General features: G+C 47.2%; 21 protein-coding genes and 1 pseudogene. 7 read left to right on the top strand and 15 right to left on the bottom strand.

The genetic code is table 11. The annotated features are described in order from the left end of the window. Positions 1-461 precede the first annotated feature (461 nt). Positions 462-2756, top strand: a complete 2295-nt coding sequence (locus D9Y29_RS12970) for a T9SS type A sorting domain-containing protein (RefSeq protein WP_127128740.1) — start codon at positions 462-464, stop codon at positions 2754-2756. Positions 2757-2859: 103 nt separating this feature from the next. Here D9Y29_RS12970 and D9Y29_RS12965 read toward each other — a convergent pair whose 3' ends face one another. From D9Y29_RS12965 to D9Y29_RS12940, 6 genes are all read right to left on the bottom strand, one after another. Then, entirely contained in the window at positions 2860-3540 is a 681-nt protein-coding gene (locus D9Y29_RS12965) for a lipoprotein signal peptidase (RefSeq protein WP_127128738.1), read from the bottom strand. 125 nt (positions 3541-3665) lie between these two features. After that, on the bottom strand, positions 3666-6146 hold the full coding sequence (locus D9Y29_RS12960) for a bifunctional UDP-N-acetylmuramoyl-tripeptide:D-alanyl-D-alanine ligase/alanine racemase (RefSeq protein WP_127128736.1): 2481 nt from the start codon (positions 6144-6146) through the stop codon (positions 3666-3668). Further along, positions 6146-7120 carry a TerC/Alx family metal homeostasis membrane protein gene (locus tag D9Y29_RS12955; RefSeq protein WP_127128734.1) on the bottom strand — a complete coding sequence of 325 codons (975 nt, stop codon included), beginning with the start codon at positions 7118-7120 and terminating at the stop codon, positions 6146-6148. Before D9Y29_RS12955 ends, D9Y29_RS12960 begins: the two co-directional genes overlap by 1 nt. A 67-nt stretch (positions 7121-7187) precedes the next feature. After that, positions 7188-8885 carry a gliding motility-associated ABC transporter substrate-binding protein GldG gene (gene gldG, locus D9Y29_RS12950; RefSeq protein ID WP_127128732.1) on the bottom strand — a complete coding sequence of 566 codons (1698 nt, stop codon included), beginning with the start codon at positions 8883-8885 and terminating at the stop codon, positions 7188-7190. A 20-nt stretch (positions 8886-8905) separates the two neighbouring features. Beyond that, positions 8906-9628, bottom strand: coding sequence for a gliding motility-associated ABC transporter permease subunit GldF (gene gldF, locus D9Y29_RS12945; protein ID WP_127128730.1), 723 nt, complete (start codon positions 9626-9628; stop codon positions 8906-8908). A gap of 507 nt (positions 9629-10135) precedes the next feature. After that, positions 10136-11320 carry a cysteine desulfurase family protein gene (locus D9Y29_RS12940; protein ID WP_241237915.1) on the bottom strand — a complete coding sequence of 395 codons (1185 nt, stop codon included), beginning with the start codon at positions 11318-11320 and terminating at the stop codon, positions 10136-10138. A 35-nt stretch (positions 11321-11355) separates the two neighbouring features. Between D9Y29_RS12940 and mce the strand changes: the two genes are divergently transcribed. Continuing rightward, positions 11356-11754 (top strand): methylmalonyl-CoA epimerase, encoded by a 399-nt coding sequence (gene mce, locus D9Y29_RS12935; protein WP_127128728.1) that lies wholly within the window; start codon positions 11356-11358, stop codon positions 11752-11754. 197 nt (positions 11755-11951) lie between these two features. On the opposite strand, the gene D9Y29_RS12930 is transcribed toward mce, so the two are convergent. The 3 genes from D9Y29_RS12930 to D9Y29_RS12920 all read right to left on the bottom strand — a co-directional run bounded on the left by D9Y29_RS12930 (position 11952) and on the right by D9Y29_RS12920 (position 14381). Next, complete coding sequence (locus D9Y29_RS12930) at positions 11952-12680, bottom strand: ribonuclease III family protein (RefSeq protein WP_127128726.1); 729 nt, start codon at positions 12678-12680, stop codon at positions 11952-11954. A 103-nt stretch (positions 12681-12783) separates the two neighbouring features. Further along, positions 12784-14037 carry a beta-ketoacyl-ACP synthase II gene (gene fabF, locus D9Y29_RS12925; RefSeq protein ID WP_127128724.1) on the bottom strand — a complete coding sequence of 418 codons (1254 nt, stop codon included), beginning with the start codon at positions 14035-14037 and terminating at the stop codon, positions 12784-12786. A 107-nt stretch (positions 14038-14144) separates the two neighbouring features. After that, positions 14145-14381: an acyl carrier protein gene (locus D9Y29_RS12920; protein WP_038103191.1), complete on the bottom strand. Its 237-nt coding sequence runs from the start codon at positions 14379-14381 to the stop codon at positions 14145-14147. A gap of 277 nt (positions 14382-14658) precedes the next feature. Here D9Y29_RS12920 and D9Y29_RS12915 point away from each other — a divergent pair, with 277 nt between their 5' ends. Then, positions 14659-15090, top strand: coding sequence for a GNAT family N-acetyltransferase (locus D9Y29_RS12915; RefSeq protein WP_127128722.1), 432 nt, complete (start codon positions 14659-14661; stop codon positions 15088-15090). A 4-nt stretch (positions 15091-15094) separates the two neighbouring features. Here D9Y29_RS12915 and D9Y29_RS12910 read toward each other — a convergent pair whose 3' ends face one another. Further along, positions 15095-15475: a DUF4870 domain-containing protein gene (locus D9Y29_RS12910; protein ID WP_164735394.1), complete on the bottom strand. Its 381-nt coding sequence runs from the start codon at positions 15473-15475 to the stop codon at positions 15095-15097. A 51-nt stretch (positions 15476-15526) separates the two neighbouring features. On the opposite strand from D9Y29_RS12910, the gene D9Y29_RS12905 reads away from it, so the two are divergent. Next, the gene (locus tag D9Y29_RS12905; protein WP_127128720.1) at positions 15527-16474 is read left to right on the top strand and encodes a tetratricopeptide repeat protein; all 948 of its coding nucleotides are present in this window, start codon (positions 15527-15529) and stop codon (positions 16472-16474) included. Positions 16475-16594: 120 nt separating this feature from the next. Here D9Y29_RS12905 and mfd read toward each other — a convergent pair whose 3' ends face one another. Further along, positions 16595-20038, bottom strand: a complete 3444-nt coding sequence (gene mfd, locus D9Y29_RS12900; protein WP_127128718.1) for a transcription-repair coupling factor — start codon at positions 20036-20038, stop codon at positions 16595-16597. Between the two features lie 197 nt (positions 20039-20235). Between mfd and D9Y29_RS12895 the strand changes: the two genes are divergently transcribed. Further along, positions 20236-20997, top strand: coding sequence for a ferredoxin--NADP reductase (locus D9Y29_RS12895; protein ID WP_127128716.1), 762 nt, complete (start codon positions 20236-20238; stop codon positions 20995-20997). A 97-nt stretch (positions 20998-21094) separates the two neighbouring features. On the opposite strand, the gene D9Y29_RS12890 is transcribed toward D9Y29_RS12895, so the two are convergent. Both D9Y29_RS12890 and D9Y29_RS12885 read right to left on the bottom strand, forming a co-directional pair. Further along, the gene (locus D9Y29_RS12890; protein WP_164735393.1) at positions 21095-21388 is read right to left on the bottom strand and encodes a hypothetical protein; all 294 of its coding nucleotides are present in this window, start codon (positions 21386-21388) and stop codon (positions 21095-21097) included. Positions 21389-21571: 183 nt separating this feature from the next. After that, positions 21572-23011 carry a glycine--tRNA ligase gene (locus D9Y29_RS12885; protein ID WP_127128712.1) on the bottom strand — a complete coding sequence of 480 codons (1440 nt, stop codon included), beginning with the start codon at positions 23009-23011 and terminating at the stop codon, positions 21572-21574. An 84-nt stretch (positions 23012-23095) separates the two neighbouring features. On the opposite strand from D9Y29_RS12885, the gene D9Y29_RS12880 reads away from it, so the two are divergent. Continuing rightward, positions 23096-23278: a hypothetical protein gene (locus D9Y29_RS12880; RefSeq protein ID WP_127128710.1), complete on the top strand. Its 183-nt coding sequence runs from the start codon at positions 23096-23098 to the stop codon at positions 23276-23278. Positions 23279-23301: 23 nt separating this feature from the next. Here D9Y29_RS12880 and D9Y29_RS12875 read toward each other — a convergent pair whose 3' ends face one another. Further along, a complete protein-coding gene (locus tag D9Y29_RS12875) occupies positions 23302-23634 on the bottom strand; it encodes a nucleotide pyrophosphohydrolase (protein WP_241237914.1) in 333 nt (110 codons plus the stop codon). A 9-nt stretch (positions 23635-23643) separates the two neighbouring features. Further along, positions 23644-24096: a D-aminoacyl-tRNA deacylase gene (gene dtd / locus D9Y29_RS12870; RefSeq protein ID WP_127128708.1), complete on the bottom strand. Its 453-nt coding sequence runs from the start codon at positions 24094-24096 to the stop codon at positions 23644-23646. Positions 24097-24124: 28 nt separating this feature from the next. Between dtd and arfB the strand changes: the two are divergent. Further along, positions 24125-24532 (top strand): annotated as a pseudogene (gene arfB / locus D9Y29_RS12865) (alternative ribosome rescue aminoacyl-tRNA hydrolase ArfB); the annotation flags it as partial. Positions 24533-24537: the final 5 nt, after the last annotated feature.

The following is a 24537-nucleotide window of genomic DNA, read 5'->3' as shown; positions in this document are numbered from 1 at the left end:
ATTCAGTCGCCTCTGGCGACGCTGTGTTCGCCGGAGGCGAACAAATACAAGTCACTCGCCAGAGGCGAGCGACTGCCAGCTCCCTGACCTTTTTTGCCGGCGAGGGGTATGAAAAAACGGCCTTTGAAATGTAAGCGATGCAGCTAAATAGAATTCCCATCCCCTTATCTCTCCTATCCACAGCGCAATAATTATCCTCCTGCGCCGGTTCATTTCAACAGCCGTATTTTTCATATCCCGGGCCCGGCTACAGCTACTGGAGAATAACCCTTTCTGTGATGACATGATTTGATAAATGCTAACCCTGAAGTACAAATCCCCTTCACTTAAGCAATAGTGTACCCAAATACACGTTTTTCGTAAATATACGATTGTGTTCAAACCAATTTTTTGATAGGTTTACACCGATCAAGTGCAGGCTGGTATTGAATCGCATCATTATTACCCCAGACTCCAAACCGATGAAAAAGCATTTACTCCGGGTAACCCTTATGATGTTTTGTTATGCCATTCTTGGTATGACTAACGGTAACGGACAGACGATCCGTTACGGAAACAGTTATGTAAACCTTTCCAAACGAACCGCTGGCGGGACAGTAGAGGCTGGCGACACGCTCGAAATTCGCACCAACTATTATTTCCCTGGTGGCTATAACAGCGGCAATATCTATTTTGTCCGGTACATGGACAATATCCCCAGCAATACCACCTTAGTGGGAGATAGTGTTTATTTGATCACCAATGAAGGCTTACTGGTAAAAAAATATTCCATCAGTGCAAGTGATGATCAGGCAACTTACAAAGCCACTCCCTCTATTGGAGAATTTAATCTAAGGATCAATATCGGAGCAGGCGCCGCCATTGTGGGCACAGCAGTTACCAATGCAGTAGCAGGTGGTGGTAATGTTAAGCCGGGCACACATCGCCCGATCGTTGCAGGAGGAACGCTGATCACCACAGCATTCAGGGTAAGGGTCACCGGTAGTGTGGGGGATATCATCACACTGGGAGCCGGCGAACTCCGCTACAAAAGGAACAGCAGTTCTTCAACTTTTTTCCAGGATTCTGTAGTGCGCGCAATCAGGTACCGCATCCTTATCTCCCCCAATACACCCATCTGCGCGGATGCAGCAGGTAAGAACTTCGCGGCGGAATTTGGTGGAACTTTCGGATCGGGCGCCACACAAAACAGACCCCTGCTGGGCTCCGACCTGCCGGTTCCGGGTTATACCAGGAGACCACTCAGCCCTTCCACAGAAACCAACGACGGTTATTATACCATCGTTAACAACCTCAGCCCGCGGCAGAGCACTTTCAGAAATGCTATGAAAAAACCCAATTGCGGAAGCCTCAATCCACCAAATATCTATGCCTGCGGCAACCGCATGTTCGGCGGCCACTGGGATATCATCGGCGACCATACCGGCAGCACAACCCCGGCCGGTAATGACCCCACTGCAGCAAATGCTGAGGGTGGCTACATGCTGGTGGTGAACTCAGACTATGCAACGGGTGAAGCCTATCGTCAATCCATAACCGGACTTTGCCCCAATACATCCTACGAATTTTCGCTCTGGGTACGGAACGTGTGTACCAATTGCGGCATCGATTCCACCGGCACACAAACCTGGAAACCAGGTGTACTGCCCAATCTCACATTCGCTATCGATGACCTCGACAGGTATTCATCCGGTATGGTAGATACTGTAGGCTGGGTGAAAAAAGGCTTCATGTTCAAAACAGGGCCTACTCAGGAAGATATTGTGATCTCCATCCGCAACAACGCTTCCGGCGGTGGTGGTAACGACTGGGCCATCGATGATATTGCGCTCGTAACCTGTAACCCCAATCTAACCATGCTGCCTTCAGCCACAACTTCTGTTTGTGTGGGCGATAACGTGCGCATCTCAGCGCTGGTAAGATCTTTCTTCGATAACTATACGGAATGGATGTGGGAACGCAGTACAGATAACGGAGCTACCTGGCAGAATACAGGTGTAACCGGACATACTCCTGCTACAGACAATGGTAGTGGTCAGTACGAATACGAAGCATTCTACCCCACATTCATCAGCAATCCCGCCACCAATGGGCATATTTACCGTTTCCGTGTGGCTTCCACGCCAGGCAACCTCCTGGAGCCCGATTGTTCATTCCTCAATTTCACCACTATCCAGCTTAATGTGGACGATTGCGTTATCCTTCCCACTAAACTGCTGAGCTTCACCGGTCAGCTCAATAACGGAAATGGATACCTGAAATGGGTTACAGATAATGAAACACCTGGCACCATCTATGAAGTGGAACGAAGTAACGATGGCGCCAGCTTCACCAAAATAGTTTCAGTAGCAGGCATTTCTCCCGACACGAAATTCACTTACAATTTCACGGACCCAAAACCTGTAAGCGGTCAGGCTTATTACAGGATCCGGATGGTGGAAGGTGAAACCCACAAATACAGTAAGATCATCCAGCTCAGCAGCAAACTGGAATTTTCCATCCGCAACCTGGTGAATCCGTTTGCCAGCCAGATCAGTTTCGATATCGTAAGCCCTGAAAGAGGTAAGGCCAATATGCAACTGATGGACCTTTACGGTAGAACAGTGAAGCAATCACAACAGAATATCGTACAGGGAATGAATGAGGTCTTCCTCCGTAACCTGGACCATCTCAGCAGTGGAGTATATGTGTTACGCATTCAGATCGGGGAAAAAATAATAACAAAGCAAGTCCTTAAAACAAATCCGGGACATTGATCGTTAATACTACGCAGTCTCAGTTTTACAAATAACAAAAAAGGAAAATAGGGTGGTCCGCGAAATGCAGATCACCCTTTTTCTATCGATATTGTACTACTATTTAAGAGATCTGAACGGTGTCATTTGGTTTTACCGGATCGAGCAGTGTTGATTGTTCTGATTCGGAATCCTTTTTGAAGAACCTGCGCTGGAAGAGCAGGATCACAATAACGCCAACAGAAATACTGGCATCGGCGATATTGAAAATGGGAGAAAAGAAGGTGAATGTTTCACCACCCCAGAACGGAACCCAGGAAGGCATCGTTTTGTTTTCGATGATGGGAACATATAACATGTCTACCACTTTACCATGCAGGAAGCTGGCGTATCCGCCACCCGGTGGGAAGAGCACTGCATTGGGAAGACCATCGGCACTGGCTGAGAAGATCATACCGTAGAACATGGAGTCGATGAGGTTGCCGAGGGCGCCCGCAAAGATCATGGCAACACAAATGATAAAACCGCGATGGTATTTTCTGCGTACGATATTCCTGATATAGAATACACCGAAGATCACAGCCACCAGCCTGAAAAGCGTCAGGGCAATTTTTCCAAACTCGCCACCAAATTTCCAGCCCCATGCCATGCCTTCATTCTCGATAAAGAATAAGCGGAACCAATTTCCCAGCAAATAGATCTGCCCGTTCCAACCATAGGTCATGCTGGTTTTCACCCAAATCTTTAAAGCCTGGTCTATAAATATGATCGCAAGGATCGTTAGGACTACAGTTCTGATCTTCACTGTACTAGATTTTTTAGGAAATCAAAGATAATAGTTATCAGTCGGAGTTCCCAGTGCAATAGCATATCCTGACTGTCGAATTAAGGAGAAAAAGTTTTGTTAAAAGGCAATGGCCTCCTGCTTGATCAATCCTGGAAGTAAACCCGTTTCACTCTTTGGGATATTCCGGTCAGCATCTGGTAAGGAATGGTCTGGGCCCAGTGCGCCACTTGTTCAACAGGCAATTGCTTACCGAAGATCACTACTTCGTCCCCCACTTTCACATGCGGCACATCGGTGATGTCGATCATGGTCATGTCCATGCACACGATACCGATAACAGGAGCCAGATGTCCGTTAACCCACATTTTGCCCAGGCCGGTGCTAAGGCTGCGCGGGTATCCGTCTGCATACCCGATCCGTACCGTGGCAATAGTGGTTTTGCGGGTAACCACCCCTTTCCGGCCGTAACTGACGGTTTCCCCTTCTTCCAAATGTTTGATCTGGGCGATGGTACTCTTGAGCGTACTCACCTCCTGCAGTTGCAGCAAATGTGTATTGCCACTATCGATCCCATACATCCCGATGCCAAGACGCACCATATCCATCTGTAATTCCGGATGCCTGCTGATGCCGGCCGTATTGGAGATATGTTTGATAAACGGATAACCCAGTATCTGCTGCAATTTGCTCACCATCCCGTGGAACCGCTCTGCCTGTTGCTTCGTATAGGCATCCTGTTGAGAGTCTTCACTGGCGGCCAAATGACTGAATACGCTCTGTACTTTGAGCAACTTACTGCGCAGCGATTCCAACAGCACGGGCAACTGGGATTCAGAAAAGCCCAGCCTGTTCATCCCGGTCTCCAGTTCTATATGTACAGGAAATTGCTGGATCCCTTCTCTTTTGAGATAAGCTTCAAAAGCGTGCAGCAATTCTGGTGCATAGATATCAGGCTCGAGATTATACTGCACCAGCACATCAAAAGTAGTAGGGTCTACATTCATCACCATCACCGGCAGGTTGATCCCACCTTTGCGCAGTTCCACTCCTTCATCTGCATAGGCCACGGCCAGGTAATCGATCTTATGGTATTGCAAAACATTCGCCACTTCAAAACTCCCGCTGCCATAGGCAAATGCTTTCACCATGGCCATCAGCTTTGTTTCCGGACGAAGCAATTGCTGGTATTGTTTCAGATTATGCGTCACAGCATTGAGATCGATCTCAAGAACTGTTTGATGTACTTTCTGTTCCAGCAACCGGTCAATCTCTTCCAGTTCAAATACGCGCGCACCCTTCAGCAGGATGGTCTCATCGCGGAATGGAATATGATGGAAGTCCTTCTTGAAAGCATCCACTGTTGGAAAGAAGAGTAGTTCGGCAATGCCGGCTGATTCAAATGCGGCAACATGATGATGGATGGTTTCCCCGATCCCGATCAGCCTGTTCACTTTTCTTTGTTGCATGGCATTGGCCACTTCAATATAAAGTTCTTTCTCGTTCCTGCCTGATTCGGGGATATCTGTGAGGACCACAGTGCGGCGATCATGTTGCGCCTGCTGCGATAAAAAATCCAGTGCAATGGTAAATGAGCTGAGGTCCGCGCTGTAGCTATCGTTGATCACAGTACAGTTGTTGATGCCTGTTTTCATTTCCAGTCGCATAGCCACCCGGGTGAGCAATAGCAAATGCTGTTGTACTTTTTGCATGTTCTGCTTCATCAGCAGCGCTGTACACCAGCAATGCATGGCATTTTCTATACTGGCATCATCGGTGAAAGGGACCACTATTTCATGTGCATCGCCTTCATAGGATGCGGTGACGATGGTATTGTGACCGGATTTTTCGATGCCGGTGATCTGAACGGCCCCATCTTTCTTCCCTCCCCAGGCAAACAGCTGAATACCGCGCGACTGCGCCATTTGCTGAACCGTTTCCTCCACCAGGTCCTGGTCATTACGGTAGACCAGTGTATTCACGGTATGGAACAGTCGAAGTTTTTCTTCCAGTTTTTCTTTCATGGAAGAAAATCCTTCGCTATGCGCTTCGCCGATATTAGTGAGGATACCAATGGTTGGCCTGATGATGGCTTCCAGTTTTTCCATCTCTCCCCGTTTCGAAATGCCTGCTTCAAAGATGGCGAGCTCATGGGATTCATTCATCGGCCATACGCTCAATGGCACACCGATCTGTGAATTGTAACTCTTGGGGCTGCGGATGATAGCGAACTGCTGGTCCAGGACCTGGTTGAGCCATTCCTTCACAATGGTTTTTCCATTACTTCCTGTGATACCAATCACAGGAATGGTGAAGCAACTGCGATGATAAGCTGCCAGCAATTGCAATGCCTGCAATACATCCGGCACCTTTATAAAATTGGCTTCGGGATATAGGGCAAGATCAGGTTGTTCACTCACTACAAAATTCCGTACGCCCTTATGATAGAGATAATCGATGAAAGTTTGTCCATCCCTTCTCGGTCCTTTGAGGGCAAAGAACAGGGATGTTTTTGGGAAGATCAGCCGCCGGCTGTCTGTCAATAATTGCTCGATCCGGCCATTCCTGCGTTCCTGTATCACAGTACCCTGAATGACCGAAGCGATATATTCAATAAAGTATTGCATCAGTGAAGGTCCTTATCTGGTGTGTTCACTTCAGGGGATTTTTCCTCTTTTGCCAAATTCCTCCTTGCTACAGAAATGGAGTAAACGATACTGAGGCTTACACTCATTACGATCACGAGCAATGAGATGGCGATAGGAACATGAATATCGAAGAATGTCACCAGCATTTTGAGGCCGATGAAAATAAGTACGAATGCGATACCCTGTTGCAGATGGGAGAACTTACTGCTGGCTCCTTTCAGAAGGAAGAATAAAGATCTCAGACCAAGCACTGCAAAAATATTGGACGTATAGATCACCAGATGGTTCTGCGAAATGGCGAACACGGCAGGAATTGAATCCACTGCAAAAATGATATCGGTGGTGGCCAGCATGATCACTACCACAGAGAGACTGGTATAATATTTTTTTCCTTCAATCCGCATTGACCATTTCCCATCTCCATCCAGTGGGGTGATAGGCAGACCACGCTTGATGAGCTTGTACACACGGTTCTCTTCCAGGTTGGGGTCTTCATCGTGTTTGGCAGAGAACAGACTGATACCGGTATACACCAGGATGCCTCCGAAAACATACAGGATCCAACTGAATCTCTGCACCAGTTCAATCCCTACAGTAATGAATGCCACGCGGAAAAGAATGGCCATCATAATACCGATCAACAAAACACGGGCAATGAATTTATCTTTAACAGCAAAGAAGTTGAAGATGAGAATGAACACGAAAATATTATCGATACTGAGGCTCCATTCCATCAGGTAAGCACTGAGGTATTCAAGCGCCAACACTTTCCCTTCCTCATACCACATGAACCCGAAAAAACCCAGGGCGAGGCTTACCCAGAAAATTGTTTGTATCAGGGCTTTACGGAGGCTGATATGCGTATTCTTCTTACTCAGTAATCCGAGATCGAAAGCCAGTGCTACAACAATTACGATTCCAAAAACTAGATAAGTGAGCTGGTCCGTGGTCATGACATAATTTAATGGTTGCAAAGATAAGGCCTTGACTGATACATGGCCTTTGTATGCCGGCGGGCTTTTATTGGTATTTCTTATTGCGAAGAGCCTGGTAGATCATACCGAAGAGCAGAATGAGGGCTACCGGTCCGGCAATATTGATCAGCTGCCAGGTGGTTTTGTTCTCTTCCACTGCGGCGGGGTCCAGCAGTCGCAGGGTGTAGTTCTTGGCGCGTGTATCCAGGATACCACTTGGGTTCACCAGGTATTCCACGCAGTTGATGAAGAAATCCCTGTTGGCATACTGGTAATTGGTGAACTGGTTATAGCCCATGGGCAGCGGCCCTTCCTTTTGCGTGAAAACATTGGCCACGATATCTCCATCGGCAATCACGATCATCTTGCTTTCCTCGGCGGTAGCAGCCCGGAACGGTTGTTTGTACAGTCCGGCCATTGTATCCAGCACACCTTGTGAAAGACGGTTGGTATAAAGAGAAGTGAATCTTCCTTCCAGCATCACCGCAATTGGGATATGTTGTCGATTGAAAGTTTTGATATCATCCTCAGTCTTTACACTACTGAGCGAAACAAGCGCAGGGGTAGCCAGTACGCGGGAATTGGCAGAACTGGCCAGCAGTATGGTTTTGCTGATGCCGGGAGCTTTCACGGTATCGATGGAATTGGGGAAGATGCTGAGCACCCTGTCCATATTTCCGGAAACCGGATTGTTATTGTAAGCCGTCAGCAGCGGGAAATATTGCCAGGGTTGCAGGTCCATCTGGGGCTTATCTCCAAAGTTACCAACCACCATGGGTAATTGATCGCACTGGAGGTCCTGCACCAGGTCCCCGTTGATGCGAACGCCATATTTGAAAAGCAGGTCGTCCAGGTTGAGGTTGCGATCGTAGGCAATGAAATCTGACTGCCTGCGCATGAGGCTGTCCATTTCCGCATAGAGCCTGTCGATCATCCAGATGATCTTTCCACCCTGCATCACATATTGATCGAGTTTGAGTTTTTGTTCATCATTGAAGGGGACGGTTGGTTTCACAACTAATAATGCATCGAAGTCGTGCGGAATGAACGGCACACTGTCGATAGGCACAAAACCGAAGCCATAAGAGGGTTTCAGCGTTCTTTCGATCAGGTCGTACACATTATAGCTAAGCGGTTGTCCATTGCCGATAAGGTAGCCAATATTGGGAACTTTATCGGCAGTGAGCTTCTGAATAGCATGTGCGAACTTGTATTCCAATAATGCTTCCGCATTGTTGAGGGATTGAATGCCACCGGTCATGTCCTGCCCCTGCAGCAAATCCACCGCTTCCACTTTATCATCGTAACTGATAATGGCGCCTGGAAAAAGATAACGCTGCTCTTCCGCCTCTCCGGCCTTGGCGCGGACACGCACATTGGTAGGACGCAGGCCCAGCTTCATCAGCGAGTCAGTAGAGATCTCGCCAGCGAGCGCCTGGGATACAGGCTTCTCAAAACTGAACTGGATATTGGTAGCAGACAGCTCTTTGAATTCCTGCAGCATCTCGCGGGTGCTGTTGGCAAGTTTCTTGAAACCGGCAGGCATTTCACCATCGAGAAAAACGGTGATGCTTACCCGATCTCCCAATCCTTTGATCAGCTTTTTGGTGGCGGGCGAGAGTGTATATCTTTTCTCCTGGGTGAGATCGATACGAACCGGGACCGATGTAGCAATATAATTAATGGCCACCAGCGCCAGGATGAAGGCGAGCCACCAGTATTTAGATTGTAGGATCTTTTTCATAATCGTTGTTCAGGGTCTGCTTATCGCTTCAACAGGTTACGGGTGGTACAAACAAGGAAGAAAGCGATCACGCTCAGGAAATAGATAATGTCCCGGCTATCGACCACGCCCCTGCTGATACTGCGGTAATGGAAATCGATGCCCAGCATTTCGATATAGTAATCAGCGCCGGATTCCAATGCAGGAATACGGCTTATGGCATTGAAACCACTATACAAAATGAAACAAAAGAATGCGCCACTGATAAAAGCTACCACGGCATTACTCGTAAAACTGCTGCAACAGGTCCCGATGGCCACAAAAACAGCAGCCAGGAAGATCAGTCCGAAATATGCGCCGATAGTGCCGCCTCTATCGATCCCCCCTTCAGTGGAGAGTTGTTGTACACTGATCACATAAATGATAGTAGGAATGAGCGCAATGAGGACTACACCAAGCGCTCCGGTATATTTTCCCAGCACCAGTTTCCATCTGCTGAGAGGCCTGGTCTGAAGAATTTCGTAAGTGCCAGCTTTGAATTCATCGGAGAAGCTGCGCATGGTGATGGCAGGGATCAGGAGAAGCAGGATCCAGGGCGCTAATTCAAAAAATTTATCAAGTGTAGCGTAGCCAAAATCAAGAATGTTAGTGTCCGGGAACACAAAGAGAAACAATCCGTTAAGTAAGAGGAATACCACTATTGCGATATACCCGGTGAGGCTACTGAAAAACTGCCTGAACTCTTTTTTGCATACGGGCCACATGTTACGAAAATAAGGGATTATCAGTATAAATTAAGAAAAGATGAAATTGTTTGCGCGGTGAATAAATCTATTTGCTTATATTCGTTACTCCCCTTTACCATCCTAATAAACCATTATCCAAAATATTGATTCACGAGTTTATTTGTAACTGTATAACCAAAACCTGCTGCAAGCGAAAACCCTCCCAACGGAGGGTTTTTTGATGTATACAAACGCGGGGAATTGCGTTTTTGTTATGTTACATTTTATTTGTTTTTGTTTTGGAAGCAATGGGATATGATAAACGCTGGCGGACGAAACGAACCAACGCAGTTGGAGTTTTGATGGGCGGTGGAATGGAGAGATGGGACGGTGGAATATGAATGAACTTCTTCGCTTACGTTTCGAAGGCCAGGTTTATTCATATCCCATTGCCAGAGCACCCTGATAATGCTACAGTTTCAAAACGCAATTATCGCGTTTGTTGGAGGGTGGGTGATGGGGAACAGGTGCGTCTGCAAAATGAAATCAAATACTCTTCAATCTTTCTATTACATAGTTGATTTCTTCTTCGGTAGTGAATTTACCAAGACTGAAACGGATGCTGCCGTAAGCAAGTTCGTCGGAGAGGCCCATGGCTTTCAGGACGTAACTGGGCTCCATCAGCGCGCTGGTGCAGGCTGAACCACTGCTCACTGCAAGGTCTTTGGTGAAAACGCGCATCAGTACACCACTGTTGGTGTTGATGAAAGATAAGTTGGTGGTATTGGGAAGACGGTGTTCAACGGAACCGTTGAGCATTACTTTTCCTGTTTGGAGTAATGATGTTTCGAGATGATCCCTGAGCGTTAGTATCCGGCCAGTATCAGCGGCCATCTCCGTTTTTGCGAGTGCCGCGGCTTTGCCGAGCCCAACGATGCCGGGCACATTGAGCGTGCCGCTGCGAACGCCTTTCTCGTGGCCGCCACCATCAAAGAGAGGCGTGAGTTTTACACGCGGTCCTTTTCTTCTTACATAAATCGCTCCGCAACCTTTGGGCCCATAGAATTTATGTGCAGATAATGCGAGAAGGTCTATGTTATCGTTTATCACATTCATGGGAATTTTGCCGGCCGCCTGCGTAGCATCGGTGAAGAAAATAACATTGTGCTTCTTTGCTATGGCGCCAATCTCCCTGATGGGTTGCATTACACCCGTCTCATTGTTGGCATACATGATGGCGATCAGGATGGTATCGTGACGGATGGATGCTTCGAGTTGCTGAAGGTTGATAAGGCCTTCGGCATTGACTGGAAGGTAAGTGATATTGGCTCCAAGCTTTTCAAGGTGAGCACAGGTATCGAGAACGGCCTTGTGTTCGGTGGCTGCGGTGATGATATGGTTGCCTTTGCCTGCATACATGTTGAATACGCCTTTGATGGCGAGGTTGTCTGACTCTGTGGCGCCGGAAGTGAAAAAGATCTCACCGGGTTCGGCATTGATCAGACCGGCTACCTGCTCTCTTGCCAGTTGCACTGCTTCTGCTGCCTGCCAGCCATACATATGCGTAGCACTGGCAGCATTGCCAAACTGTTTTGTAAAGAAAGGCAGCATGGTATCTACCACACGCGGATCGCAGGGCGTGGTGGAATTGTAATCGAGGTATACTGGCAGTGTGAGCATTTGCAGGAATGAAGAATTAAATATCAACCAATGCGCGTAAAAATAGTTCAAATGCGGGTATTTTTAGGCCCGCAAAAACATATGCCATGTTGAAAGTAGAACATATCGGTATTGCCGTGAAAAGCCTCAGCAGTTCAGTGCCCCTGTTTGAAAAATTGTTGAACACGGAATGTTATAAAACTGAAGAAGTAACAGGAGAAAAAGTGAATACAGCATTTTTCCGCCAGGGAGAAACCAAGATAGAATTACTGGAAAGTACCAGTGAAGATGGCGTGATCGCAAAATTTGTAGAGAAGAAAGGAGAAGGTATTCACCATATCGCCTTTGAAGTGGCCGATATCGAGGCGGAAATGAAAAGATTACAGGCTGAAGGATTTGTACTGCTGAACCAACAACCTAAACAAGGCGCTGATAATAAACTGGTTTGCTTTCTTCATCCCAAACATACCAATGGCGTGTTGATAGAATTATGTATGGAAAGATAAAAAACTATTGTACCTTTTACTGTCAATTACCCGTCTGAAAAAACTGCCTGCTTATCTCTCAGTTCAATGTGGATTCGGTCAACATTAAAAACGATTGCCTATGCGACCTCCCAACAGACTGAAAACCTGGATATGGTTGATGCTGGCCTTTGTATTCGTATGCCTGAGGGGCTAGTGAAAGAAGTTATTAGTAACGATCACTCTTCGATCTCTGTTTTATTCAATCCCAGCTTATCGATAGCAATGGCTGCTGCGATCTGGCTGGCGTCTTTTTTATTATAGGCCTTGCCTTCGGCAAGCAGATCTCCATCTACCACTGCGCCGATGGTAAAGAGCCTCCGGCCACCTTCGATCCGCTCATCGAGAGTTTCGAATTCAAGGTTCTTGCCATTCTTATTGGCCCAGCCGTACAATTTATTTTTGTGATTGATCTCGAGATTTTCGAGGTCCTCCATGTAGAGGTGAGGAATGATGATGCATTCGAGTACCCACTTCTTGGTCTTTACGAATCCTTTATCGAGGTAAATAGCTCCCACAACCGCTTCCAGTGTATTGCCAAAGATCTGGCTCATCTTGAGTGAATTGTCGAACTTATTATAGAAGGTGATCTTCTTGAGGCCCATTTTTATGGCGATCTCATTCAGCTTGTTCCTGTTCACCATTTTGCTGCGCATTTCGGTGAGGAAGCCTTCTTCGCGATAGGGATATTTTTTGAAAAGATAATCTGCTACGATGCCGGAGAGGATGGCATCACCAAGGTATTCGAGTCGTTCGTTGTTCTCATCGGCGCTATCCCTTACAGATCTGTGTGTAAGGGCGGCCTGATACAAAGGAAGCTTCCCCGGGATGAATCCCAGTACATTACGAAGGTTCTTTTTGAAAGAAAGATCGTTCCCTTTGCCAAAAAATCGGTCCAGGAGTCCCACTATTATTAAGCTACAATTTTTTCATTAAGCCAAAAAATCATTCATGGGTACGGTACATGATTTCCTTGGAACAGCAAGCAGCAAGCAAATACGCGCAAACTAATTATGCCGGGTATTTCTTCACTATCACACAGGCATTGTGCCCGCCAAACCCGAAGGTATTGGAGAGTGCAGCCCTTACTTCACGCTTCTGGGACTTTCCAAAGGTGAAATTGAGACGTGGATCCAGCTCCGGGTCATCGGTAAAGTGGTTGATGGTAGGTGGCACCATATCATTCACCACGCTCATGATACAGGCGATCGCTTCCACAACGCCGGCGGCGCCGAGGCAGTGACCTGTCATGGACTTGGTAGAGCTGATATTGAGATTGTAGGCGTGTTCACCGAATACATCCACAATGGCTTTTACTTCGGCTACATCTCCCAGTGGTGTGGAGGTTCCATGGGTATTGATATAGTCGATGTCAGTTGCCTTCATACCTGCATCATCCAGCGCGGAAAGCATCACATTCTTTGCTCCCAGTCCTTCCGGATGCGGAGCAGTGATATGGTGTGCATCGGCAGTGGCGCCACATCCTGCGATCTCGCAGTAGATTTTGGCTCCACGGGCCAGTGCATGGTCCAGGTCTTCCAGTACCAGTACTCCTGCGCCTTCGCCCATTACAAAACCATCACGGTCTTTGTCGTAAGGGCGGCTGGCGGTCTTGGGATCATCATTGCGTTCGCTGAGTGCTTTCATTGCATTGAACCCGCCCACACCAGCTTCGCGGATCACACTTTCAGAACCACCAGCGAGAATCACATCAGCCTTTCCGAGCCTGATCAGGTTGAAGGCTTCCATGATTGCATTGGTGGAAGAAGCGCAAGCACTTACAACCGCGAAGTTGGGGCCACGGAATCCGTGACGCATGGAAATATGTCCTGCAGCAATATCAAGAATCATCTTCGGAATGAAGAACGGATTGAAGCGTGGAGTGCCATCGCCTTGTGCAAAGGCAGTCACTTCTTCCTGGAAGGTGATCAGGCCACCAATACCACTGGCAAATACAACACCAACGCGATCTGCATTGATGCCCTCTGCTTTGAGGCCCGCATCATTCACAGCCTGGTCACTTACAACCAATGCTGTTTGTGTGAATCGGTCCAGTTTTCTTGCTTCTTTTTTATCCAGAAATTCTAACGGATCAAAATTCTTGAGTTCACAAGCGAAACGGGTCTTGAACTTTGACGCATCAAATAACGTAATGGCATCAGCGCCGGAAACTCCGTTGATGAGACCATTCCAGTATTCTTCCAAATTATTACCGATTGGCGTCAACGCACCAATACCCGTTACAACAACTCGTTTTAATTGCATAGGACTATTTCCCGGGGGAGTTAAATTAAGTAACAAATCCGCCCCTGCGGCTACTGCCAGCTATTGAAGAGCGGATTTAATTTATTGCACCTGAAACAAGTTTCAGTTTACTTAGCATGTTCTTCTAAGTAAGCAATAGCCTGACCAACTGTTGTTATGGTTTCAGCTTGCTCATCAGGAATGGAAATGTTGAATTCTTTTTCAAATTCCATAATCAGTTCCACGGTGTCCAGAGAGTCGGCACCCAAATCATTGGTGAAAGAAGCCTCATTGGTAACTTCTGCTTCTTCTACACCTAACTTATCAACAATAATCTTTTTTACTCTTGTTGCAATGTCTGACATTTTTGTAAAGTTTAGTTACGGCTGCAAAAATATAGATTTTGGGATTATAACAACAATCGGCTGGTTTTTAATTAATGCTGTGAATATTTTGTTCTTTCGCCGTTTTGTAGTACTATCCGCCATCCCGCTTCCAGCCTTCGCTGACAGCCGGGCGCCGAAGATAATCCACCGGAATGAATCCTGCTTATATTGCATAATTTTATATACTTGAAAACCTCCCGGTAATGGGGTAAATCGTTAAATTGCAGACACCTGTATCATCACCCAAATCCCAGGTATGGCCCTCAAAATAATAGATCACGGCTCTTTTGAATACCAGCAGATGGTTAACCTGCGCTTAGAAATTCTGCGCAAGCCTCTCGGCCTGTCCTTCACCCCAGAAGAACTGGAGTCTGAAAAAGAAGAAATTCTGATAGGAGCTTTTGAAGAAGAAAAGATGCTCGGCTGCTGTATGCTCATTCGCGCAGACGCCCAAACGGTCCGTCTTCGACAAATGGCGGTACTCAATAACCTCCAGGGTAAAGGCATCGGACGAGCCCTTATGCAGTTTGCAGAAAACCTGGCCCGCGACCGCGGTTACAGCAGAATGACCATGCATGCCCGCGCCTCAGCCACAGGCTTTTACGAGAAACTGGGATATGAAATCAGGGGAGACCGATTCGATGAAGTGACTATTCCACACTTTATTATGGAGAAAGTACTTTACTGATTATTTATACCATCCTTATACAGAAAGGATACCGGTAATACCTGCCTTCTGAAGCACGAATGGTGGCAACAATTACCAGTACGATATTCACTACAGGCAATACCCATAAGAAGAGTAATCCCACCAGTACAATGATCAGGATGGCCGAAATAATATAAGCCAGTAAGATCGTGATCTGGAAATTCAGGGATTCACGGGCATGAAATTCTACAAAACTGCCTTCATTTCTTTTTACAAGATAGATCACCAGCGGAGCCAAAATTCCAATCCCCGGAACAATTGCGAGAATATGTGATAGTATCGCCATCGTTTTCTCTTCACTGGCGGGAGGAACCGGAGGCATATCGGCAGTTCCGAAAATAGAGTTCGTATCTTGCGCGTTCATGGCTGTTTGTTTATATTATCAGTCGTATAAACAGTCTAATAATTACAGATTATGTTCAAACCCCTCCATATTCTTGTTGGTGCAGCCATATTGATCAGCTCTGCAGCATCCGCCTGCCTGAATGAATATCAAATCGCAAAGATGCCGCTGGCCAATGAAAAAATATATCTGCATGGACTTCTGCATGCAAACAAAGGTGAAGTGCCATACTGGTGGCATGGATTCGACAATGATGCACTCCGCCGTATGAATGCAATGGCAGAAAAGAAAACAGGCAAAATGGATTACAGGGAACGATCGGACTATGCCGTGGCCCAGATTAAGATTGGCGATAAAGCAGCAGGGCTGAAGATACTTCAGGAGCTCTACCGGTTACACCCAAACGAATACAATATCGTAGCCAATCTCGGCACCGCATACGAACTCAATGGCGATAAAGCCAAAGCGCTGGAGCTGCTACAAAAAGCTGTTGCCATCAACCCGCTCTCTCACTTTGGTTCCGAATGGATCCATATCCGCATCCTGGAAGAACAGCTGGCCGCAACACCCGATTATAAAAAGATCATCAACCTCAACACCGGAAATTTCCAGGACTGGCTGACAGATAAAACTTATCGTTTTCCCCGCCCGGCCGATTCATTGAAGCTTCAGATCGCTTACCAGTTGCATGAGCGTATCAGCTTCATTGCGCCGCCCAATGCGGTGGTTGGACAACTGGTTACCGATTTTGCTGACATCGTTGCCAAAACGGATTCGCTGGGCGCAGCATTAGAATTCTATCAATATGCGCTGAAGTATGATTCAACATTGAAAGACAGTATCGATGTCCGCATCAATGGTGTGAAGGCTTCACAGAAAGAAGTGAAGGATACTTTCAGATGGGCCACTATCGTGTGGGCCATCCCGTTACTGGCGCTGGTGATGATCTTTCTCGCCTGGCTGAGAAGTCTCAGGAAAAATGCACCGTCGGGGAGCAGTCGCTCGCGTCCCCGCGAGTGACGGTTATTCCGTCGCCTCCGGCGACACGGTGTTCGCCAGAGGCGAGCAAATACAAGTCACTCGCGGGGACGCGAGCGACTGCCAGCTCTCCGGTCTTTTTTAGCCCCCGGGCGCTCAGGATTATTTGATAGCTGCTGTTTCCGCACTTACAAAGTCCTGCATCCTTTTCAGGAATGCCACCAGTTTGTTCATGCTTTTGATATCTGTAACGATCAGCAGGAAGGACCTTTCTGTTTGTTTCAGTCTCGCATTGTTCACCTGCGTTTGCACAAAATTGAGGATCTGTTGGAAAACAGGTGATTCAAAATAAGGGGAATCAGGTTTGTTCACGAAATAACAGCGCAGGGTTTCGTCTTTCAATGTCATCTTTTCAAAACCTAATTCCACGCCAACCCTCCGGGCACGTACGGTTTCAAAGAGATCATCCACCTGTGGCGGCACAGGCCCGAAACGATCATTCAGTTCCTGGTGGAATTCCTGCAGGGCTGGTTCATCCTCACAATTGTCCAGCCTGGTGTACAGCGTCAGTCTTTCGGTGATGCTTTCCACATAGCTATCAGGGATCAGTATTTCAAGATCGGTATCGATGGTGCAATCCTGCACATAATCTTCCTGTTTGGCAATCTCTTCCTTGAAGAGATTACGGAATTCGGTACGCTTCAGCTCTTTGATGGCTTCATCGAGGATCTTCTGGTACATCTCGAATCCGATCTCGGCCATAAATCCGCTCTGCTCACCCCCCAGCATATTACCGGCGCCCCGGATATCGAGGTCGCGCATGGCGATCTGGAAGCCGCTACCGAGCTCACTGTGCTGTTCCAGTGTTTGCAGGCGTTTGCGGGAATCGGGGGGCAGGGTGCTCATCGGCGGCGCCAGCAGGTAACAAAAGGCTTTGCGATTGCTTCTTCCCACGCGGCCACGCAGCTGGTGCAGATCACTCAGACCGAAATGGTGCGCATTGTTCACGATGATGGTATTCACATTAGGAATATCCACTCCACTCTCCACGATATTGGTACAGATGAGTACATCGTATTTCTTATTGATGAAGTCCAGGATCTTTTCCTCCAGCTCATGCCCTTCCAACTGGCCATGTGCGAAACCGATACTGAGATCAGGACAAAGGCCCTGCAATTTCATCTTCATTTCAGCCAGCCCCTGGATCCGGTTATGGATGAAGAAGACCTGTCCTCCGCGTTCAGTCTCGAAATAAATGGCATCGCGCAGCAGATCATCATTCATCACAGCCACTTCCGTTTGGATCGGCTGCCTGTTCGGCGGCGGCGTATTGATGATGCTGAGGTCCCGCGCGCCCATCAGGCTGAACTGCAATGTCCTTGGGATAGGCGTTGCCGTTAAAGTAAGGCAATCCACATTGGTCCGGAGGGTTTTGATCTTCTCTTTATGCGCCACTCCGAACTTCTGTTCTTCATCTATCACCAGCAGGCCAAGGTCTTTGAACTTCACATCCTTGCCCAGGATGGCATGTGTGCCAATAACGATATCGATCTTTCCTTCTTCCAGTCTTTTGAAAGTCTCTTTCTTTTCCTTGGCGGATTTGAAGCGGTTCACATAATCGATGGTCACAGGAAAATCCTTGAGCCGTTCACTGAAGGTTTTATAGTGTTGATATGCGAGGATAGTGGTAGGCACCAATACGGCAGCCTGCTTTCCATCCACACAGGATTTGAAAGCTGCGCGGATGGCGATCTCTGTTTTGCCGAAGCCTACATCGCCGCAAACAAGACGGTCCATGGGAGACGGTTGTTCCATATCGCGTTTCACATCGGTAGTGGCCTTACTTTGGTCCGGTGTGTCTTCGTAAATGAAACTGGCCTCCAGCTCGGTTTGCATGTAATTATCCGGAGTATGCTGAAACCCTTGCTGGGCCTTCCTTTGCGCGTACAGTTTAATAAGGTCGAAGGCAATCTCTTTAACTTTCGTTTTTGTTTTTTCTTTCAGCCGGTTCCATGCATCGCTTCCCAGTTTATTCACTTTCGGAACGGATCCCTCCTTGCCGGTGTACTTGGAGATCTTGTGCAGAGAGTTGATGTTCACGTACAGGATATCACTGTCCTTGTAAATGATCCTTACAGCCTCCTGCAATTTTCCATTGGTCTCGATCTTTTGCAAACCACTGTATACGCCTACGCCGTGATCGATATGCGTAACATAGTCGCCGGGCTGTAACTCGCGCAGGGTGCGGAGTGTAATGGCCTTATTCTTATTATAAGCCTGTTTGACCTTGTACTTATGGTAACGCTGGAAGATCTGGTGATCCGTATAACAAACTACTTTGAGATCTTCATCGATGAAGCCTTCATGGATGGATGTAGGTACAGGTGTGAAAGATACCTCCGCCTTCAGGTCTTCGAAAATGCTGTTGAGGCGCTCCAGCTGGCGCGGGTTCTCTGCAAAAAGATAGAGTCCGAAATTCTTTGTGGACCAGCTTTTGAGGTCGCGGATCAGCAGGTCGAACTGCCTGTTGAATGCAGGCTGCGCCTTAGTATTGAAATGAATGTCAACCGGAATATCGTGTGTAGCAGGATCGCCTTCGGGGAAATCTTTACCATGGCCGAAAGCCACGATATGCCTGGATTGCAGTTGTTGTTCTATCCGGAGTGCAGGTACAAAATCTTCAGGCTTTGTATCTGTTTTTTCCATGCGGGTATCTTCATCACCGGCAGCATCACGCGCTTTTTGCGTGGGCGTAACGGTGGTAAGAAAGAGTTCGAGGTCTTCTTCCTGGATGATCAGCCGTTCTTTGGTAAAGGACCAATCCTGCATCCACACAACGGTATTCTCCGGCAGGAAATCGAAGAGGGAGATCTTGTCGGATGTATCGAACTGAGTATCCACATTGGGAATGATGGTCACCTGCAGCAATTTCCGTTCGCTGAGCTGTGTTTCCGGATCAAAGATGCGGATACTGTCCACATCATTTCCGAAAAGTTCCACCCGGTAAGGTTTTTCATTACCGAATGAATAGATATCGAGAATGCCGCCGCGCAGTGCGAACTGCCCTGGCTCATATACGAAATCCGTCCTCTCGAATCCGTAACCCACTAACTTGTCCATAAGCCCCACGAGGTCGAGCGTATCACCTGATTTGAGATAGATGATATTCCCGCTGAGTGTATTGGGCAGCACTACTTTCTCGAAGAGGGCTTCGGGATAAGTGATGAGCATACCTGCCCTGCCCTGTGATTGAGCGGCGAAGCGGGTAAGCGCTTCCGTTCGCAACATCACGTGCGAAGGATTCAGCAACCGGAAATTCTTCCTGTTCTTGAATGAGGAAGGGAAGAAATAAAGATTGAGTGCATTGGTCAGGTTCTCCAGGGAATTATGGAGGTAAGCCGCTTTTTCAGCGTCTTCACAAACCACCAGGTGGTTCAACTGACTGGAAGCGGGATTTTGAAAGATGGTGCTGATCACAAAGCTGGCAGCACTGCCGCGAAGGTGCTCACAATGGATGCGCTGCGGCCGGGCAAAAGAGAGCTTGTCCGCCAATTGAAAAAGGCGGGGGTCTTTTTTAAACGCATCGAGCAACGACTGCAAATTCATAACTGCGGATGCAAAGGTACGAAAAAGGTATGGACTAACACAGGGTGTGGCAGTCGCTCGCCTCCCGGCGAGTGACTTCTATTCCGTCGCCTCCGGCGACAAAAAGTTCGCCAGAGGCGAACAGATACAGGTCACTCGCCGGGAGGCGAGCGACTGCAGCACGCTTATATTTTGTATATTTAGAAAAACACGATTGCATGGTACAACCCTGGCGAACCGGTAAGGTCATCCGCATAGTGAATGAAACCAACAGTACGCGTCGTTTCTGGATCCAGGTCCCTGAGTTGGAATCATTCGATTTTGAACCCGGACAGTTTGTAACACTAGATCTTCCCATCCACGAGAAGCCCAATAAACGCTGGCGTTCTTATTCCATCGCCTCCTGGCCGGATGGCAGCAATATATTTGAATTACTGATTGTACTGCTGGAAGGCGGCGCAGGCACTACCTGGCTTTTCAATGAAGTGCAGGAGGGCCATGAGCTTACATTCCGCGGTCCACAGGGCGTATTCATCTTACCGGAAGTGATCGACCGGGACCTCTTCTTCATCTGTACAGGCACAGGCATTGCCCCTTTCAGAAGCATGTGCCATCATCTCAAAAGGCACCAGATCCCGCACCAGCGGCTATACTTGCTGTTCGGATGCAGAAAGTTCGGAGACACGCTCTATGAGCAGGAAATGAGGGAACTGGAAAATGAGCTTCCCGGCTTTCAATACCTTCCTACCTATTCCCGGGAGGAGCCAGGGAACAGTCATTGCACCGGTTATGTACATACGATCTATGAAGAGATCTGTACCAGTAACAGAACTCCTTCCATTGAAAATCCGGGTGCTTTGGCGGTTAAACCCGCCTGGTTCTACTTGTGTGGATGGAAAAATATGATCGATGAGGCCAAACAAAGAATCCAGTCTCTGGGATACGACCGGAAATCTATTCATCAGGAATTATACGGCTAAACCTGCAACAAATTCATGTTGCTGTTATGGGTATTTCTTGTAAGTGGTTGGTCCGTTTTCAATCATCGTTCCAGGGCCTGGGGAGGTTCAATGAGGATCAGGAATGTTTCTGAACTGACGTAGATTGGGAAGCTACTCTTTTCGCTTCTTTATCTTCTTTCGTCATTGGGATTACCGGAATAGACAATGATTTCAATTTCTTTTCCAGTTCTACATTTTCTTTTTGCAGGTTCAGAATTTCCGCGTGATTTGATACCATTTCAGTTTCGAGGGAACTAACTTTTCTATTGGCTTTGGCCAGATCCCTGGAGCGGATCATATACCCAAGCAGAAAAGCTGCCAAAAGCGCACCACCTAGCAGAAATAAATTCACAGGGATTGTAATAAACATTATCATATGATAAGCTATTTAGCGTGTAAGAACAATAGTTCATACCACTAATCAATTAATAAACGACCTTAACCGGGAATTATTGGTTCCCCATAGGATCAATTATCGGGTTTCTGTGTCGGTTGGGCGGTGAAGAACTGTCAGGCGTGGTGTTATTCGTTACGATAGGCGATCCAAATGTAGCTATAAAATTTGTTTTTCAATCAATTCTTTGATTTTATTTATAGGGATCCGCTCCTGTTGCATTGTGTCCCTATAACGTATTGTAACCGTCTGATCCTCTTTAGTTTGATGGTCTACGGTTACACAAAACGGCGTACCAATTGCGTCCTGCCGGCGATAACGTTTACCTATAGCGTCTTTTTCCTCATAGAAGCAACGGAAGGAGGTTTTGCACTCATCCATTATTTCCCGTGCAATCTCTGGAAGTCCGTCTTTTTTTGTCAATGGCAACACCGCTAATTTGATGGGGGCCAGTTTGGGTGCAAATCGTAAAACTACTCGACTGTCCTGTTTTTCGGGAGTGCTCAGGTCCTCTTCCGCATAGGCATTGCTGATCACCATCAGAAAGCAACGGTCCAGACCGATACTTGTCTCGATCACATATGGAATATAATTCTGATTGATCTCCGGATCGAAGTATTGCATTTTCTTTTTGCTGAACTCCTGGTGACGGCTCAGATCATAATCCGTTCTGGAGTGGATACCTTCCACTTCCTTGAAACCGATAGGGAATTCGAACTCGATATCACAGGCAGCATCTGCGTAATGCGCCAGTTTTACGTGATCGTGAAAACGGTATTTATCTTCAGTGATGCCCAGGCTCAGGTGCCATTTCATTCTTGCCTCTTTCCAGTATTCGTACCACTCCTTTTGTGATCCGGGGCGAATGAAGAACTGCATTTCCATTTGTTCAAATTCACGCATACGGAAAATGAACTGACGGGCTACGATCTCATTACGGAAAGCTTTTCCGATCTGTGCAATACCGAATGGGATCTTCATCCTGCCGGTTTTCTGCACGTTCAGAAAATTCACGAAAATGCCCTGTGCAGTTTCCGGACGCAGATAGATCTCGCTCGCTTCTTCAGTTACGCTACCCAGCTGGGTGGAGAACATGAGATTGAACTGACGCACATCTGTCCAGTTAACAGTACCGCTCACTGCACATTTTACCTTGTTGTCTTCGATGAGTTTTTTCAATCCATCGAAATCATTTGCAGCAAGCAATTTTTCCATGGTAGCCAGGATAGCATCGCCCTCTTCTTTCTTGCCGGCCTTCTCCAGTTCATCGGCAAAAGCTTCTAACAAATGGTCTACCCTGTATCTTTTCTTACTGTCTTTATTATCGATCATCGGGTCACTGAAATTATCCACGTGACCGGAAGCTTTCCAGGTAGTAGGATGCATGAAAATGGCAGCATCGATACCAACAATGTTCTCGTGCAACTGGGTCATGCTCTTCCACCAGTAATCCTTGATATTCTTCTTCAACTCACTACCCCACTGGCCGTAATCATATACGGCACTGAGCCCGTCATAGATCTCACTTGACTGGAAAACAAATCCATACTCCTTACAATGTGAAATGATTGCCTGAAAACGATTATTGTCTGTTGCCATAGCCGGCAAAGATAATGGGTTTCCGCTTTACAGCACTTGCATTTTCCATCTTCCGGAGCTAAATTTGATTCAAATCCCGAACCTATGAACAAGCCAACCACCATGGCATTTCTCACCATCCTGGTTTCCCTTTATTTTATAATCAGTGGGTTGCTCAAAATGAGCAAACATGCAAGCGGTTCCTTCCTGCACAGTTGGGGCATTCTTCTATTACTGGCAGGGGTAGCCGGAACAATTTGGAAACTGGCCGAAATCACAAAAAAATAAAATATGAATCCGGAAGCTTCTGATCATTTCAGTTTCTCATTGTTCTTGTGCCTGTCTGCATCACGGATATTCTTTTTCCCGAAATTCTTTGTAAGTGCATCTGTTAAGTTCACACCGGTTTGATTGGCCAGGCAGATCAGTACCCAGAGAACATCGGCCATTTCATCTGCCAGGTCTTTTTGCTTGTCGGATTCTTTGAAACTCTGATCACCGTATTTGCGGGCCATGATACGCGCCAGCTCTCCCACTTCTTCCGTGAGGATGGCCATATTGGTAAGCTCACTGAAATAACGGACGCCCACGGTTTTGATCCAATGGTCTACCTGGTCCTGTGCCTGTTGTATTGTGATCTCCATAAATTTGGATTATTCTTTGTTCTTTGAATCGATGATAATAGTTACGGGTCCGTCATTCACAAGAGCCACTTTCATGTCGGCTCCAAACTCACCAGTACCGATGGATTTGCCCAGTTCCATTTCCAGACGCTCAATCAGTTTTTCATAGAGTGGAATGGCCACCGGGGGCTTACTGGCTTTGATATAGGAAGGCCGGTTTCCTTTTTTTGTGCTGGCATGTAAAGTGAACTGGCTTACCAGCAGGAGCTCGCCACCAATGTCTTTCAGACTGAGGTTCATTACTCCGTCCGCATCGTTGAAAATGCGCAACTGAACGATCCTGGCCGAAAGCCAGTTGATATCTTCCTGCGTATCGGCATCTTCAATTCCTGCCAGTACCAGCAAACCCTTCCCGATGGAGGAACGTATACTATTATCGATGGTAACAGATGCTTCTGTTACTCTTTGGACCACTACCCGCATAGCCGTATTTTATGATTAACTTTATGGAATGAAGATAGAGGTTTCAAAAGAAATGCAATTCAAAACCGCCCGCAGCGGAGGCAAAGGCGGCCAGAATGTGAACAAGGTGGAAACCATGGTGGAGGGATATTTCCATATCGGTAATTCAATGATCCTGAGTGAAACACAGAAAGAGACATTGATCAAAAAACTGGGATCAAAACTAAATTCGGAAGGATTTTTGCAGGTCAGGAGCCAGGTCCACAGGTCGCAACTCGACAATAAACAGGAAGTGATCAAAAAAACCAATGCCATGTTGGAGCAGGCATTGAAGAAGGAAAAGAAGCGAATTGCCACCAAGCCTTCTGCTCAGTCGAAAGTCAAAAGACTTGACACGAAAAAGAAAGCATCGCAGCAGAAGTCGGACAGACGAAAGATCCGTCAGCAAGATCTTTAACCCAA

The organism is Pseudoflavitalea rhizosphaerae (genome assembly GCF_003991355.1).
Lineage (GTDB): Bacteria > Bacteroidota > Bacteroidia > Chitinophagales > Chitinophagaceae > Pseudobacter > Pseudobacter rhizosphaerae.
The sequence above is the reverse complement of the archived record's forward strand: the minus strand, read 5'-3'. Positions and strand labels throughout refer to the sequence as shown.

Excerpts from the sequence above, each read along its gene's own strand:
- D9Y29_RS12875 (WP_241237914.1), bottom strand. The coding sequence starts at position 23,634 with ATGGAGATCACAATACAACAGGCACAGGACCAGGTAGACCATTGGATC.
- D9Y29_RS12955 (WP_127128734.1), bottom strand. The coding sequence starts at position 7,120 with ATGACCACGGACCAGCTCACTTATCTAGTTTTTGGAATCGTAATTGTT.
- D9Y29_RS12880 (WP_127128710.1), top strand. The coding sequence starts at position 23,096 with ATGAACAAGCCAACCACCATGGCATTTCTCACCATCCTGGTTTCCCTT.
- D9Y29_RS12890 (WP_164735393.1), bottom strand. The coding sequence starts at position 21,388 with ATGTTTATTACAATCCCTGTGAATTTATTTCTGCTAGGTGGTGCGCTT.
- mce (WP_127128728.1), top strand. The coding sequence starts at position 11,356 with ATGTTGAAAGTAGAACATATCGGTATTGCCGTGAAAAGCCTCAGCAGT.
- dtd (WP_127128708.1), bottom strand. The coding sequence starts at position 24,096 with ATGCGGGTAGTGGTCCAAAGAGTAACAGAAGCATCTGTTACCATCGAT.
- D9Y29_RS12915 (WP_127128722.1), top strand. The coding sequence starts at position 14,659 with ATGGCCCTCAAAATAATAGATCACGGCTCTTTTGAATACCAGCAGATG.
- D9Y29_RS12960 (WP_127128736.1), bottom strand. The coding sequence starts at position 6,146 with ATGCAATACTTTATTGAATATATCGCTTCGGTCATTCAGGGTACTGTG.
- D9Y29_RS12905 (WP_127128720.1), top strand. The coding sequence starts at position 15,527 with ATGTTCAAACCCCTCCATATTCTTGTTGGTGCAGCCATATTGATCAGC.
- mfd (WP_127128718.1), bottom strand. The coding sequence starts at position 20,038 with ATGAATTTGCAGTCGTTGCTCGATGCGTTTAAAAAAGACCCCCGCCTT.
- D9Y29_RS12895 (WP_127128716.1), top strand. The coding sequence starts at position 20,236 with ATGGTACAACCCTGGCGAACCGGTAAGGTCATCCGCATAGTGAATGAA.
- fabF (WP_127128724.1), bottom strand. The coding sequence starts at position 14,037 with ATGCAATTAAAACGAGTTGTTGTAACGGGTATTGGTGCGTTGACGCCA.
- D9Y29_RS12920 (WP_038103191.1), bottom strand. The coding sequence starts at position 14,381 with ATGTCAGACATTGCAACAAGAGTAAAAAAGATTATTGTTGATAAGTTA.
- gldF (WP_127128730.1), bottom strand. The coding sequence starts at position 9,628 with ATGTGGCCCGTATGCAAAAAAGAGTTCAGGCAGTTTTTCAGTAGCCTC.
- gldG (WP_127128732.1), bottom strand. The coding sequence starts at position 8,885 with ATGAAAAAGATCCTACAATCTAAATACTGGTGGCTCGCCTTCATCCTG.
- D9Y29_RS12885 (WP_127128712.1), bottom strand. The coding sequence starts at position 23,011 with ATGGCAACAGACAATAATCGTTTTCAGGCAATCATTTCACATTGTAAG.
- D9Y29_RS12970 (WP_127128740.1), top strand. The coding sequence starts at position 462 with ATGAAAAAGCATTTACTCCGGGTAACCCTTATGATGTTTTGTTATGCC.
- D9Y29_RS12910 (WP_164735394.1), bottom strand. The coding sequence starts at position 15,475 with ATGAACGCGCAAGATACGAACTCTATTTTCGGAACTGCCGATATGCCT.